Origin of the sequence: Marinobacter sp. DUT-3 (genome assembly GCF_050379435.1) — a bacterium.
Taxonomy (GTDB): domain Bacteria; phylum Pseudomonadota; class Gammaproteobacteria; order Pseudomonadales; family Oleiphilaceae; genus Marinobacter.
This window is the reverse complement of the sequence record NZ_JBNRMG010000001.1, coordinates 672,754-685,164: the sequence shown is the minus strand read 5'-3', so window position 1 is coordinate 685,164 and position 12,411 is coordinate 672,754. Positions and strand designations below refer to the sequence as shown.

Here is a 12,411-nt window from a genome sequence, read left to right as displayed (position 1 = left end):
GCGATCGGTACAACGGTGAAAGGGCTCCACTAGATGGGCGTATACATACTACGACGGCTGGCACTGATCATTCCGACGCTGATCGGCATCATGCTGCTTAACTTCGTTATCGTGCAGGCGGCGCCCGGCGGCCCCGTCGAGCAGCTGATCGCCGAAATGGAGGGTCATGGCGGGGGTGCCCTGGCCCGCGCCAGCGGCGGCGGCAGTGGCGGTGAAGTGGCCTCCTCCGACGGCGACACCCGTGGCTCACGGGGCATCCCGGACGAACTGCTGAAAGAGATCGAGGTCATGTACGGCTTTGACAAGCCGGCCCATGAACGCTTCTTCAAGATGCTGGGGGATTACGCCACCTTCAATTTTGGCGAGTCCTTTTTCCGTGAACGAACGGTGCTTGAGCTGATCGTTGACAAAATGCCGGTATCGATATCCCTCGGTCTCTGGTCCACGCTGATCATCTACCTGATTTCCATCCCCCTGGGCATTCGCAAGGCGATCACTGACGGTTCACGGTTTGATGTCTGGAGTAGCTCTGCCATTGTCGTTGGCTATGCCATTCCGGGTTTCCTGTTTGCCATCCTGCTGATCGTGCTGTTTGCCGGTGGCAGCTATTTCGACTGGTTTCCCCTTCGCGGGCTGACCTCCTCCAATTTCGACGAGCTTAACTGGTACCAGAAAATCGGCGACTATTTCTGGCACCTGGCGCTGCCGGTCACCGCCAATGTTATCGGCGGTTTTGCCACCCTCACCTTGCTGACCAAGAACTCGTTCCTGGATGAAATCAGCAAGCAGTACGTAGTGACGGCCAGGGCCAAGGGACTCGAGGAAAAGCAGGTACTCTATGGCCACGTGTTCCGCAACGCCATGCTGATTGTGATTGCCAGCATGCCGGGCGTACTGGTTTCGCTGTTCTTCACCGGTTCCCTGCTGATTGAAGTCATTTTCTCCCTGGACGGCTTGGGTCTGCTCGGCTTTGAAGCTGCACTCAACCGGGATTACCCGGTGATCTTCGGCACGCTTTACATCTTTACGCTGATGGGACTGGTGCTGAAACTTATCAGCGACATCACTTACGTGCTGGTGGACCCGCGCATTGATTTTGAAAGCCGGGAGGGTGCCTGAGGCATGATGTCACTCACCCCGATCCAGCAGCGAAGGCTGCGGAACTTTCGCAACAATCGCCGGGGCTTCTGGTCCCTGTGGGTCTTTCTGGCACTGTTCGGTTTGTCCCTGGTGGCGGAACTCATTGCCAACGATGCGCCCCTGGTGGTGTCCTATCAGGGTGATTTCTACTTTCCGGTAGTGGAGGCCGTGCCGGAGGAAACCTTTGGCGGCTTCCTACCCTCCGAAGCCAATTACCGGGATTCGTTCATCGCAGACGAAATCAAGGCCAATGGCTGGATGCTCTGGCCACCCATCCGCTTCAGCTATGACACCATCAATTATGATCTGGAGGTGCCCTCTCCCGCCCCGCCCAGCGCCGAAAACTGGCTTGGTACCGATGACCAGGGCCGTGATGTCGCCGCACGGGTGATCTACGGATTCCGGATTTCCGTGCTCTTTGGCCTGACACTGACCATTGCCAGTTGCATTGTTGGCGTTACCGTCGGGGCGATCCAGGGCTTCTATGGCGGCAAGATCGACCTGCTGGGCCAGCGATTCATCGAAATCTGGTCTGGTCTGCCGGTGCTGTACCTGTTGATCATTCTGTCCAGTATCGTCCAGCCCAATTTCTGGTGGCTGCTGGGAATCATGTTGCTGTTTAGCTGGATGGGCCTGGTGGATGTGGTCCGGGCCGAGTTTCTCAGGGCAAGGAACTTTGAATACGTTCGCGCCGCCAGGGCACTGGGGCTGGGTAATCGAAAAATCATGTTCCGGCACATCCTCCCCAATGCCATGGTGGCGACGCTCACGTTCCTGCCTTTCATTCTGACGGGCGCCATTACCGGGCTCACCTCGCTGGACTTCCTGGGGTTCGGCCTGCCTTCGGGGTCACCTTCGCTGGGTGAGCTGATCGCCCAGGGCAAGACCAACCTGCACGCGCCCTGGCTCGGTATCTCGGCTTTTGTGTCGCTGTCCGTGATGTTGACCCTGCTGGTGTTCGTCGGCGAAGCCGTGCGCGACGCCTTTGATCCGAGAAAAAACTGATATGTCCAAGCTGCTGGAAATCTCAGACCTCGCCATTCGCTTTGATCAAGATCATCTGGTGGTCGATGACCTCTCCATCGACATCACCCGGGGAGAAACCCTGGCCCTGGTGGGTGAAAGCGGCTCCGGAAAATCCGTTTCCGCGCTTTCCATTCTGCGGTTACTGGACGAACGACACGCCCGTTACCCTTCCGGGCGGATCCTCTTCCAGGGTGAGGACATGCTGAAGGCGGATGACAAAAGGCTTCGGCAAATTCGCGGGCACCGGATCAGCATGATCTTTCAGGAACCCATGACCTCCCTGAATCCCCTGCATACGGTTGAAAAACAGGTCAGTGAAACCCTCGCCCTTCACAAGGGATTGCGGGGCCCCCAGGCGCGCAAACGTTGCCTTGAACTACTGGAACTGGTTGGTATCCCTGAGCCTGAATCCCGACTGAACAGCTACCCTCACCAGTTATCCGGTGGCCAGAAGCAACGTGTCATGATCGCCATGGCGCTGGCCAACGAGCCGGAATTGCTGATCGCCGACGAGCCCACCACGGCGCTGGATGTAACCGTGCAACGTCAGGTCCTGGAACTGCTACGGGACCTGCAACGGGAATTCGGCATGGCCATCCTGCTGATTACCCACGACCTGTCCATCGTGCACCGTTATGCGGACCGGGTCGCGGTCATGGAACGGGGCAAACTGGTGGAGCTGGCCACCACTGAGCAACTGTTCAGCGCGCCGGAACACCCCTACACCCGTCGCCTGCTGGATGCCGAGCCCCCGGAGCATCCCGTCAGCACAGATCAATCAGATCAACCGCTGCTTGAGGTCAGCAACCTCGATGTGCGGTTTGTGATCAAAAAAAGCCTGTTTGGCCGAACAACCCGTTACTTCCACGCGGTTCAGGACACCAGTTTTACTCTGGCCCGCGGAGAAACCCTCGGCATTGTCGGGGAAAGCGGCAGCGGTAAAACCACCATCGGCCATGCCCTGCTCAAGCTCACGGGCGCCACCGGCAGTATTCGCCTGAACGGCGAGGAGCTGGCACATCTGGACCAGAAGCGGTTTCGGCCCTATCGCAGCCGTGTGCAGATTGTTTTTCAGGATCCCTTTGGCAGCCTGAGCCCGCGGATGTCCGTCGCCGAGATCGTTCGTGAGGGGTTGGAAATCCATACCCCGGCCAGTGCGGAAGAGCAGGACCGGAAAGTCATCCAGGCACTCTCTGATGTCGGCCTCGACCCGGAGGCAAGACACCGCTACCCCCATGAGTTTTCGGGCGGGCAGCGTCAACGCATCGCGATCGCCAGGGCCCTGGTGTTGCAACCGGAAGTCATCATTCTCGATGAACCCACTTCGGCCCTCGACCGCACGGTGCAGAAACAGGTTATCCAGTTGCTGCGGGATATCCAGGCCCGTTATCAGCTAAGCTACATCTTTATCAGTCACGATCTTTCGGTCGTAAGAGCGCTGAGCCATAAGCTGCTGGTGTTGCAGAATGGCAAGGTGGTCGAGTACGGAAACGCAACGGAGATATTCCAGTCACCGAAACAGGGCTACACTCAGGAACTGTTGAGTGCCGCACTGTTCTATCAAAAGCCTACGACCAATTGAGCGTTACCCCCTTTGATTCACATCAGGGATAATGCATGCAAACCGAGAACGCAGGGAGAAAACCAATGGGATTACTCAGTGGCAAGAAAGCACTGATTGTTGGCGTTGCCAGCAAACATTCAATTGCCTACGGCATTGCCGAAGCATTTGCCCGTGAAGGCGCGGAACTGGCCTTCACCTACCAGAACGAGAAACTTCAGTCCCGGGTTGAAAAATTCGCAGAGGGATGGGGTAGCAAGCTCACCTTCCCCTGTGATGTTGCCAGTGACGAAGAAATCGAAAATGTGTTCAAGGAACTCGGGAAGCACTGGGATAATATCGACATCATCATTCATGCGGTTGGCTATGCCCCGGCCCATGAGCTCGATGGCAATTTCGTCGATGTAACCACCCGTGAGGGCTTCAGGATTGCGCACGACATCAGCTCTTACAGCTTTGTCGCGCTCGCGAAAGGCGCCCGTGGCATGATGCACGAAAACAGCTCACTGCTGACACTGAGCTACCTGGGCGCCGAGAAGGTATTGCAGAACTACAACGTCATGGGTCTGGCCAAGGCTTCGCTTGAGGCCAATGTGCGCTACATGGCGGCAAGTCTGGGTCGTGATGGCATCCGGGTAAACGGTATCTCCGCCGGCCCGATCAAGACTCTGGCGGCATCCGGCATCAAGAGCTTCCGCCGTATGCTGGCTGAAAACGCCAGGCGCGCCCCCCTGCGCCGCAACGTGACCACGGCGGAAGTGGGTAACGCCGCAGCCTTCCTGAGCTCCGACCTGGCCAGCGGTGTCACCGGTGAGATCATGTATGTAGACGCCGGTTTCAACATCACCGGCATGGGCGAACTCGAGGACTGAGCTTGCTTTTCCACCGGGCTGTAACACGCCCGGTGGAGTCTTGCTAATCTTCGACCATCACCTTTGAGACAGCTTCCACCCAATCCAGGTAGGACGTATCGTCCGATTCCTGAATCCTGATACCCACCAGCCATTCGCCGGGACTGCCCTCATGGCACCACACCACCTCCACGGTGAATTGGAACGGCGAGTGCCCGCGCCCCAACGTTACACTGGCCGATAACAGTGCCCCAGTGGTTACCGGCAGAGACGTCACCAGACATAAGCCGCCGACGGAAAGATCCCTGATACGGCACTCCAGAATCCTCGCGCCCGACGACGGACCACCAGAGCTACCGGGCATCCCGGAATCCAGTTCCAGGGTCGCGTACGCACTGGCGAAAAGCCGATAGTCTCCCCGGGAGTCCTTACCTGCCGGCACGTCTTCGTTATTCCCGAAGTTGTAATCCACATCACTCATGGCTCTACACCCTGCTCCCTCAGTTGCGACCAACCCGTATTCGCCCCACGACCCGACTCAGGGTCTCATCAAATTCCGCGGAACTGCCCAGCACACGGACCTCCCCCGAAAGGACGCCCCGAACCAGTTCATCTCCGGGAAACTCCCTTCTGTTGAGACCGAGGCGATCAACAAACACCAGCTTGTTGGAAGCATTAATCCGTACGGCCAGCTTCAGCCTCACCGGATCACCGCTGGCGTCGTTCTCATTGAGAACAATCCAGCCACCGAGCTTTATGTTACCCACCAGCTTGCGCGCAGCCGCCAGCTTTTCCTGTTCTTCGCGCTCCTGTTCCGCCTGTTCGTCAGCCTGGCGTTTTTCCTGTTCTTCGCGCCTGCGCTTGTCGATTTCTGCCTGCCGTTCCGCTTCTTCTGCCTTGCGCCGGGCCTCCGCGGCTTCCTTTTCCCTCTTCAGCGCATCGGCCCGGTTGCGGGCTTCCCTGGCGGCTTTTTCCCGCAGCGCTTTCTGCTTTTCCAGCACAGTCGCAAGAGACGTGACCGCATCGGTGAGAATACGACCAAACGGCGTCAATGCCGGTAACGGGCGGATACGACCCTGGCTTCTTGCGGCCTCGAACTCCGCCCAGGGCTGCAGCCCCAGCTTTACGCCAGAGCCGTTCGTCCACAATATTTCAGCGGTGTCCGGCAATAACGCAAAAAAGTATCGCCGCTGTTCACCGGTTCCTTCCCCCTCGACAAACCAGTGACCTTCCAGCTCGTCAAGGCGTTGCTGATCCGGGCCTTCGAAAGACAACCAGGCGGTGTCCCAGGTAAAACCGGACTGACCCGACAGCCCATCGGCCAACTCCGGACTCTCTCCCCTCAGGCGAGCCATCATCACAGTCTGTATGCCTTCCAGAGCCTTTGTAGGCAGTGGTTCGCCCTGAACCCGTTGCCAGACATCCAGAATACGATCACCGATCTGCTCACCCACATGGTAAAGGCGGTTGCGGTCTTTGTCAGACAGTGCCGGGTCACCAATCCAGACCAGCCACTCAAGGAGTTTTCCGCTGTGCCGCCAGTTTTCACCATCCATGCCGCCAGACCAAACCACCTGCTTCAGTAGCGGCATCCAGTATTCGAAAATAAAGGCGATAATGGGCCTGGGTAACTGGCGATCATGGAGGGCACGCCCCACCAGGGCCCTGGCGGTCTGCTCGGCACGCCGCTGCCTGGCAGCGCCGCTCTCGGTTTCAAGCAGGCGCTGACGGAACCTGGATATCTGCTGAGCGCGCTTGTCGGAATCCATCTGCCAATCCCGGCAGAACGCCTCCAGAGGTTTCCGGGTACCCGTTTCGAAACAGGCCGAGACGGAAATCACCAGAGAGTCCAACTGGTCGAGCAATAATTTGGACGAGCGTCCTCCCGAATCGCTCCAGCCCCTCAGCTCCTGCAGGCCGTCCAGCCAGGACAGCAGGTTGTCGCTGAAGGCGGCCGCTCCCTCCTCGTTCATACGCCAGGCCAGGAAGAAGCGCAGGCGGGCAATCCGCCGGGCAAGCTCGGGGTGCAGCCCGCTGGTCTGCACGAACACATCCATGATGCGATCAGCCACATAGGCTGCGTTAATCTGGCGCACCGACCAGGTGAGGGAGACCGAACGTATCAGCTGTGTCACCCGTTCGTCCCGCTGCTCCGTCCAGCAGGAAAACAGCAATGGCTGCCAGTCGCTGACGGATTCCGTCGGGACTTTTCCGACCGGATACGGAAGGTCCGGTACTCGAATGCCGGACAGGACATCCGAAATCCTTTCCATTACCTGTCCAGGGGGCACTGCTGAAAGCGGTTTCCGCCGGTTCTGAGACATCCTTCATCCGCACGTAAGAAGCGTTGAAATGGGCTACCAAATGACGCAGTATAACCAACTCGCCGGGGTTTACCTCAATGTAGACCGGCTTGTTTAGTTAATATTGGCACGACCTGCAGGGTACCAGAATCCCTGTCTGAAGGGTCGCTGCACTGCTCAGAACCGGGGAAAACAACAGAATGTCGGGCAACAAACTTGAGAACATTAATGTGGCAAATCAGGAACAACTGATTACCCCTGAAGCGCTAAAGCAGGAACTGCCACTATCCAGCGCCGCAGCCGAAACCGTTGAGAAAGGACGCCAGGCCATCTATGACATCATGGATGGCAAGGATCACCGCCTGTTTCTGGTGGTTGGCCCCTGCTCCATCCATGATGTGGAAGCCGCTCGCGATTACGCCACCAGGCTCAAGAAACTTGCCGATGAAGTCAGCGACACGCTGCTGATCGTTATGCGTGTCTATTTTGAGAAGCCGCGCACAACCGTTGGCTGGAAGGGATTGATCAACGATCCGCACCTGAATGACACGTTTGATATCGAGCAGGGCCTGCACATTGGCCGCCGGTTGCTTCTGGACATTGCTGAAATCGGTCTGCCAACCGCGACAGAAGCGCTGGACCCGATTTCTCCCCAGTATCTGCAAGACACTATTTCCTGGTCAGCCATTGGCGCTCGCACCACTGAATCCCAGACACACCGCGAGATGAGCAGCGGCCTGTCCATGGCCATCGGTTTCAAGAATGGCACGGACGGCAGCCTCGACGTTGCGGTTAACGCCATGAACTCGGTTTCTCATCCTCACAGTTTCCTGGGCATCAACCAGCAGGGCCAGGTCGCGATCATTCGCACCAAGGGCAACAACTACGGTCACGTTGTCCTGCGGGGCGGCGGTGGTAAGCCCAACTACGATTCCGTCAGTGTGGCCCTGTGCGAACAGGCACTGGATAAAGCCGGCCTGCGCAAGTCCGTCATGGTGGATTGCAGCCACGCCAACTCCAGTAAGGACCCGGCTATTCAGCCACTGGTCATGCAGGACATTACCCATCAGATCCTGGAAGGCAACCAGTCCATCCAGGGCCTGATGGTTGAGAGCAACATCAACTGGGGCAACCAGTCCATTCCCGACAACCTGGCCGACCTGAAATACGGCGTATCCATTACCGATGCCTGTATTGACTGGCCAACCACCGAAAAGGCCATTCGGGATATGCGCGACAAGCTCCGCGACGTACTTCCGAAGCGAAAAGGCTGAGGTCAGACAAGAACGGGGAGCCCAGGCTCCCCGTTTTTTATGGTGTAGTGGAAATCGCCCCTATCCAGTCCAGGCGATCCCGTAAACTGACCACCTGCCCGATAATGACCAGCGTCGGAGGCTGTACCTGGCGCTTGTTCACCCGATCCACAATCGTCGACAGATCTCCGGTGATCACTTCTTGCTCAGGTGTGGTGCCTTTCGACACCAGCGCAACCGGCATATCACTGGCCATTCCGTGAGCCACCAGTTCCCGACAGATGATCGGCAGCCCCACCAAGCCCATGTAGAACACCAGTGTCTGGTTATTCTGGACAAAATCCCGCCAGGGCAGATCGCAGGTATCGTTTTTAAGGTGTCCAGTGACGAATCGCACCGACTGGGCGTAATCCCGATGAGTCAGCGGTATACCTGAATAAGCTGCACAGCCAGAGGCGGCAGTAATACCGGGCACCACCTGAAAACGGACACCGGCTTCAGCCAGGGTCTCGATTTCCTCTCCGCCACGTCCGAAGATAAAGGGATCGCCGCCTTTGAGACGCACGACACGACGACCTTGTCGCGCCAGCTCCACCAGGCGGTGATTAATCTGCTCCTGGGGCAGCGTATGATTGGCCCGCTGCTTTCCCACATGGATGCGCTCTGCGGACTCGGGAATCAATGCCAGGATCTGCGGTGACACCAGGCGATCGTACAACACCACTTCCGCCGAGTTGATCAATCGCCAGGCCTTCAGGGTAAGCAGCTCTGGGTCGCCCGGTCCCGCCCCTACCAGGGCGACTTCGCCGCTGGAGGTGTTGGGGTTGTCAGTGACCGGATTGGCCCTGTATCGAACTGGTGCATGCCCTGCCCTTACGCCCTTTCCTGGTGCATCGTCCCGATTAGTCATTGAATCTTTTCCAAACCTCCCATATACGGCTTCAAGACATCCGGAATCACAATGCTGCCATCGGCTTGCTGGTAGTTTTCCATGACCGCAATCAGTGCACGGCCCACCGCAAGACCTGAACCATTGAGGGTATGGACAGGCTCGGGCTTACCGGTTTCCGGGTTACGCCAACGAGCATGCATGCGCCGTGCCTGAAAATCACGGGTGTTGGAACAGGATGAAATTTCACGGAACTTGTCCTGGCCCGGCAGCCATACCTCGAGGTCATAGGTCTTGGCGGCAGAGAAGCCCATGTCGCCGCCGCATAGCGCAACCACCCGGTAAGGCAGCTCAAGCAGCTGGAGGACTTTCTCGGCATGGCCGGTCAGGGTTTCAAGCGCAGCTTCCGAATCTTCCGGACGGACCACCTGAACCAGCTCCACCTTGTCAAACTGGTGCTGACGAATCATGCCTCGCGTATCACGACCATAAGATCCCGCTTCGCTGCGGAAGCATGGGGTGTGGCACACCATCTGTAGTGGTAGCTCCTTGGCATCGAGAATGGTATCGGATACCAGGTTCGTTGCCGGCACTTCCGCGGTCGGAATCAGGTACAGGGGATTCTCGCCCTCGGTCTTGAACAGGTCTTCCTCGAATTTGGGAAGCTGCCCGGTGCCGTAGAGCGTCTCTGCGTTAACCAGGTATGGCACGTAGGTTTCGGTATAACCGTGATCACCGGTATGCAGGTCCAGCATGAACTGGGTGAGCGCCCGGTGCAGGCGTGCCACAGGCCCGCGCATCACTGCAAAACGGGAATGCGCCAGCCGTGATGCGGTTTCGAAATCCAGTCCTTTCAGGGCTTCTCCCAACGCAACATGGTCCTTCGGTTCAAACTCGAAAGATTTGGGAGTGCCCCAGGTCCGTATCTCGACGTTGTCGTCTTCGCTGTCGCCTGCCGGCACGTCGTCGTCCGGAAGGTTGGGGATGCCGGCCAGGAAGGCATTCAGCTGTTCCTGCAATGCACGGAGCTCGTCCTCAGCGTCTGACTTCTGCTTCTTGAGCTTTTCTACCTCGTCCAGCAGCGGCTGGATATCCTCGCCGGCAGCCTTGGCCTTGCCAATCGATTTGGAACGCTTGTTCTGCTCGCTCTGCAAAGTTTCCGTGCGCACCTGGATGGCACGACGGCGCTCCTCAAGCTGCTCGAAGGTGGCGGTATCAAATTCGACATTCTTGATGGCCAGCCGACGGGCGATCTCTTCTGTCTGAGTACGGACGCGTTTGGGATCGAGCATGATTATCCTGACTTTTCCGATTAGCAATATGTGTTGAATGACAGGCCATTATACCTGCACAGGCGCTGGTGGCTACCGTGCCGGAGCCTGCTCAGGAATAGCGTTTGCGGGAACTTTCGGTGTTGCGGGCATCCAGCCGCTGACGCTTTTCCGCCAGTTTGATCTCCAGCCCGCGGTGAACCGGTTCGTAGTAGCGACGTTGATGGATAGCTTCCGGCAAGTAGGATTCACCGGCCGCGAAAGCTTCGGGTTCGTCATGGGCATAGCGGTATTCATCCCCGTGGCCAAGGCTTTCCAGCAGCTTGGTCGGAGCGTTGCGCAGGTGGACGGGGACCTCGTAGTCCGGATCATTGCGGATGTCCGCCATGCACTGGTTAAAGGCCTTGTACACAGCATTACTCTTCGGCGACATGGCCAGGTACGTTACGGCCTGGGCCAGAGCCAGCTCACCCTCCGGGCTGCCCAGGCGCTCCTGCGCTTCCCAGGCATCCATTGAAAGCTGCAGCGCCCTCGGGTCGGCATTGCCAATATCCTCACTGGCGATACGAACCAGCCGACGGGCCACATACAAGGGATCGCAGCCACCATCGAGCATGCGACACAGCCAGTACAGGGAGCCATCGGGATCCGATCCCCGCACCGATTTGTGAAGGGCGGAGATCTGGTCGTAGAAGACATCGCCGCCCTTGTCGAAGCGGCGCAGGCTGGTCTGGAGTACCTGCTCGAGATGATCATCGGTAATTCGCAGAGCCCCCTGAGGATCTTCCTCGGCAAGGTCCGCCGCTACTTCCAGAATATTGAGCGCCCTGCGGGCATCGCCACCGGAGGCGGATGCCATCATGGCCAACACCGTTTCATCAACGGTTATCTGGCTGTTCAGGCCTTCTTCTGCTTCCAGCGCTCGCCGAAGGAGCACCAGCACATCGCTCTCTTCGAGATTCTTGAGGACGTAAACCCGGGTTCTCGACAACAGTGCGCTATTGAGTTCGAAGGAGGGATTCTCAGTGGTTGCACCCACGAAAATAAAGGTGCCATCTTCGATGTGGGGTAAGAACGCGTCCTGCTGCCCCTTGTTGAAACGGTGAACCTCGTCCACGAATAACAGGGTGTCCCTGCCTTCCGTATGCTTGCGGTTTTTCGCCCGCTCAACGATGGCGCGGATATCTTTCACGCCGCTGAGTACGGCTGAGACAGTCTCAAAACTGAGGTCACCAAGATTGGCCAGCAACTGGGCAAACGTGGTTTTACCAACGCCGGGCGGCCCCCACAAAATCATGGAATGGAGCTGTCCCTGCTCGACCGCTCGCCTCAGCGGCTTGCCAGGGCCCACGAGGTGGGCCTGACCAACGTATTCATCCAGATTTCGCGGGCGCATTCGGGCGGCGAGTGGGCGAAACCCCTGCTGCTGCCCGGAAAACAGGTTCTCCTGCATCAGGCCCCGTCCCGGATAACGTCCACCTCGTCTGGGTAATCGAGGGTGAAGGCGGTGTCTTCAATGGCCCTGTTAAGCTCGATATCGTCGAAGCTCAGCACACTGATCTGCGACAGGGAGTCTTCCATGCGCATTTCCTGGAGTTCGCCCTTGTAGAAAGTCAGGCGTAAAGACACAAACAGGGAGTCAGCGTTTCTCGGCTCCAGGGTAAATTCGCGGGTGTGCTCCCCTTTGTTGCGACCGGAGACCTTGTAGGTTTCATCAAGGTTCCCCACTTCGCCGCTCAGCAGTAATGCCGGGGTGGTCTGAACTCGTTCATCGAGGCTGTGAACGGTCACCTGCTCCAGGTCCGGATCGTATACTTCAACGGTGGAACCATTACTGACAATAAACTGGGGATACGGATCACGGGTTTCCCAGTAAAACAGCCCAGGGCGCTTGGCTTTCAGGAAGCCGCGGGATTCCTGAACCCGACTGCCGCCCTCATTGACAACAATCTGGATAAAGCGGGCCTGATAGGATTCGTAGCTTTCCAGCATTTGCGCCAGTTCGGAGGCATCCTGCTTACTGCCATCTTCAGCCTGTACCGCAAATGACGGCACCAGAACGGCCACCAGAAACGATATCCAGAACAGTCGGGCAAATTGTTTCATCGTCAGCTAAC

Annotated in this window: 11 protein-coding genes; 5 read left to right on the top strand and 6 right to left on the bottom strand. The window is 57.8% G+C overall.

Annotation, left to right across the window (positions count from 1 at the left end; translation table 11 throughout):
• Positions 1-33: 33 nt before the first annotated feature.
• From ACQUWM_RS03060 to ACQUWM_RS03045, 4 genes are all read left to right on the top strand, one after another.
• Positions 34-1,119 carry a microcin C ABC transporter permease YejB gene (locus tag ACQUWM_RS03060; RefSeq protein WP_407000464.1) on the top strand — a complete coding sequence of 362 codons (1,086 nt, stop codon included), beginning with the start codon at positions 34-36 and terminating at the stop codon, positions 1,117-1,119.
• A gap of 6 nt (positions 1,120-1,125) precedes the next feature.
• Positions 1,126-2,145, top strand: coding sequence for an ABC transporter permease (locus ACQUWM_RS03055; protein ID WP_407000916.1), 1,020 nt, complete (start codon positions 1,126-1,128; stop codon positions 2,143-2,145).
• Between the two features lies 1 nt (position 2,146).
• A complete protein-coding gene (locus tag ACQUWM_RS03050) occupies positions 2,147-3,748 on the top strand; it encodes an ABC transporter ATP-binding protein (RefSeq protein ID WP_428921145.1) in 1,602 nt (533 codons plus the stop codon).
• 65 nt (positions 3,749-3,813) lie between these two features.
• Positions 3,814-4,599 (top strand): enoyl-ACP reductase FabI, encoded by a 786-nt coding sequence (locus ACQUWM_RS03045; protein WP_428921144.1) that lies wholly within the window; start codon positions 3,814-3,816, stop codon positions 4,597-4,599.
• Positions 4,600-4,642: 43 nt separating this feature from the next.
• On the opposite strand, the gene ACQUWM_RS03040 is transcribed toward ACQUWM_RS03045, so the two are convergent.
• Positions 4,643-5,059, bottom strand: coding sequence for a PilZ domain-containing protein (locus ACQUWM_RS03040; RefSeq protein ID WP_407000462.1), 417 nt, complete (start codon positions 5,057-5,059; stop codon positions 4,643-4,645).
• A 19-nt stretch (positions 5,060-5,078) separates the two neighbouring features.
• A complete protein-coding gene (locus ACQUWM_RS03035) occupies positions 5,079-6,851 on the bottom strand; it encodes a DUF1631 family protein (protein WP_428921143.1) in 1,773 nt (590 codons plus the stop codon).
• A 230-nt stretch (positions 6,852-7,081) separates the two neighbouring features.
• Here ACQUWM_RS03035 and ACQUWM_RS03030 point away from each other — a divergent pair, with 230 nt between their 5' ends.
• Positions 7,082-8,155, top strand: a complete 1,074-nt coding sequence (locus tag ACQUWM_RS03030; RefSeq protein ID WP_407000460.1) for a 3-deoxy-7-phosphoheptulonate synthase — start codon at positions 7,082-7,084, stop codon at positions 8,153-8,155.
• Between the two features lie 37 nt (positions 8,156-8,192).
• Here ACQUWM_RS03030 and cobA read toward each other — a convergent pair whose 3' ends face one another.
• The 4 genes from cobA to lolA all read right to left on the bottom strand — a co-directional run bounded on the left by cobA (position 8,193) and on the right by lolA (position 12,400).
• A complete protein-coding gene (gene cobA, locus ACQUWM_RS03025; protein ID WP_407000459.1) occupies positions 8,193-9,044 on the bottom strand; it encodes a uroporphyrinogen-III C-methyltransferase in 852 nt (283 codons plus the stop codon).
• Positions 9,041-10,315 carry a serine--tRNA ligase gene (serS, locus tag ACQUWM_RS03020; protein ID WP_428921142.1) on the bottom strand — a complete coding sequence of 425 codons (1,275 nt, stop codon included), beginning with the start codon at positions 10,313-10,315 and terminating at the stop codon, positions 9,041-9,043. The genes cobA and serS overlap by 4 nt, the downstream gene beginning before the upstream one ends.
• Before the next feature lie 91 nt (positions 10,316-10,406).
• Entirely contained in the window at positions 10,407-11,747 is a 1,341-nt protein-coding gene (locus tag ACQUWM_RS03015) for a replication-associated recombination protein A (protein ID WP_428921141.1), read from the bottom strand.
• The gene (gene lolA / locus ACQUWM_RS03010; protein WP_407000456.1) at positions 11,747-12,400 is read right to left on the bottom strand and encodes an outer membrane lipoprotein chaperone LolA; all 654 of its coding nucleotides are present in this window, start codon (positions 12,398-12,400) and stop codon (positions 11,747-11,749) included. The genes ACQUWM_RS03015 and lolA overlap by 1 nt, the downstream gene beginning before the upstream one ends.
• Positions 12,401-12,411: the final 11 nt, after the last annotated feature.

What these genes read in the sequence shown, in the direction of transcription:
- ACQUWM_RS03060 (WP_407000464.1), top strand. Translation starts at nt 34, where the DNA reads ATGGGCGTATACATACTACGACGGCTGGCACTGATCATTCCGACGCTG.
- ACQUWM_RS03055 (WP_407000916.1), top strand. Translation starts at nt 1,126, where the DNA reads ATGTCACTCACCCCGATCCAGCAGCGAAGGCTGCGGAACTTTCGCAAC.
- ACQUWM_RS03050 (WP_428921145.1), top strand. Translation starts at nt 2,147, where the DNA reads ATGTCCAAGCTGCTGGAAATCTCAGACCTCGCCATTCGCTTTGATCAA.
- ACQUWM_RS03045 (WP_428921144.1), top strand. Translation starts at nt 3,814, where the DNA reads ATGGGATTACTCAGTGGCAAGAAAGCACTGATTGTTGGCGTTGCCAGC.
- ACQUWM_RS03040 (WP_407000462.1), bottom strand. Translation starts at nt 5,059, where the DNA reads ATGAGTGATGTGGATTACAACTTCGGGAATAACGAAGACGTGCCGGCA.
- ACQUWM_RS03035 (WP_428921143.1), bottom strand. Translation starts at nt 6,851, where the DNA reads ATGGAAAGGATTTCGGATGTCCTGTCCGGCATTCGAGTACCGGACCTT.
- ACQUWM_RS03030 (WP_407000460.1), top strand. Translation starts at nt 7,082, where the DNA reads ATGTCGGGCAACAAACTTGAGAACATTAATGTGGCAAATCAGGAACAA.
- cobA (WP_407000459.1), bottom strand. Translation starts at nt 9,044, where the DNA reads ATGACTAATCGGGACGATGCACCAGGAAAGGGCGTAAGGGCAGGGCAT.
- serS (WP_428921142.1), bottom strand. Translation starts at nt 10,315, where the DNA reads ATGCTCGATCCCAAACGCGTCCGTACTCAGACAGAAGAGATCGCCCGT.
- ACQUWM_RS03015 (WP_428921141.1), bottom strand. Translation starts at nt 11,747, where the DNA reads ATGCAGGAGAACCTGTTTTCCGGGCAGCAGCAGGGGTTTCGCCCACTC.
- lolA (WP_407000456.1), bottom strand. Translation starts at nt 12,400, where the DNA reads ATGAAACAATTTGCCCGACTGTTCTGGATATCGTTTCTGGTGGCCGTT.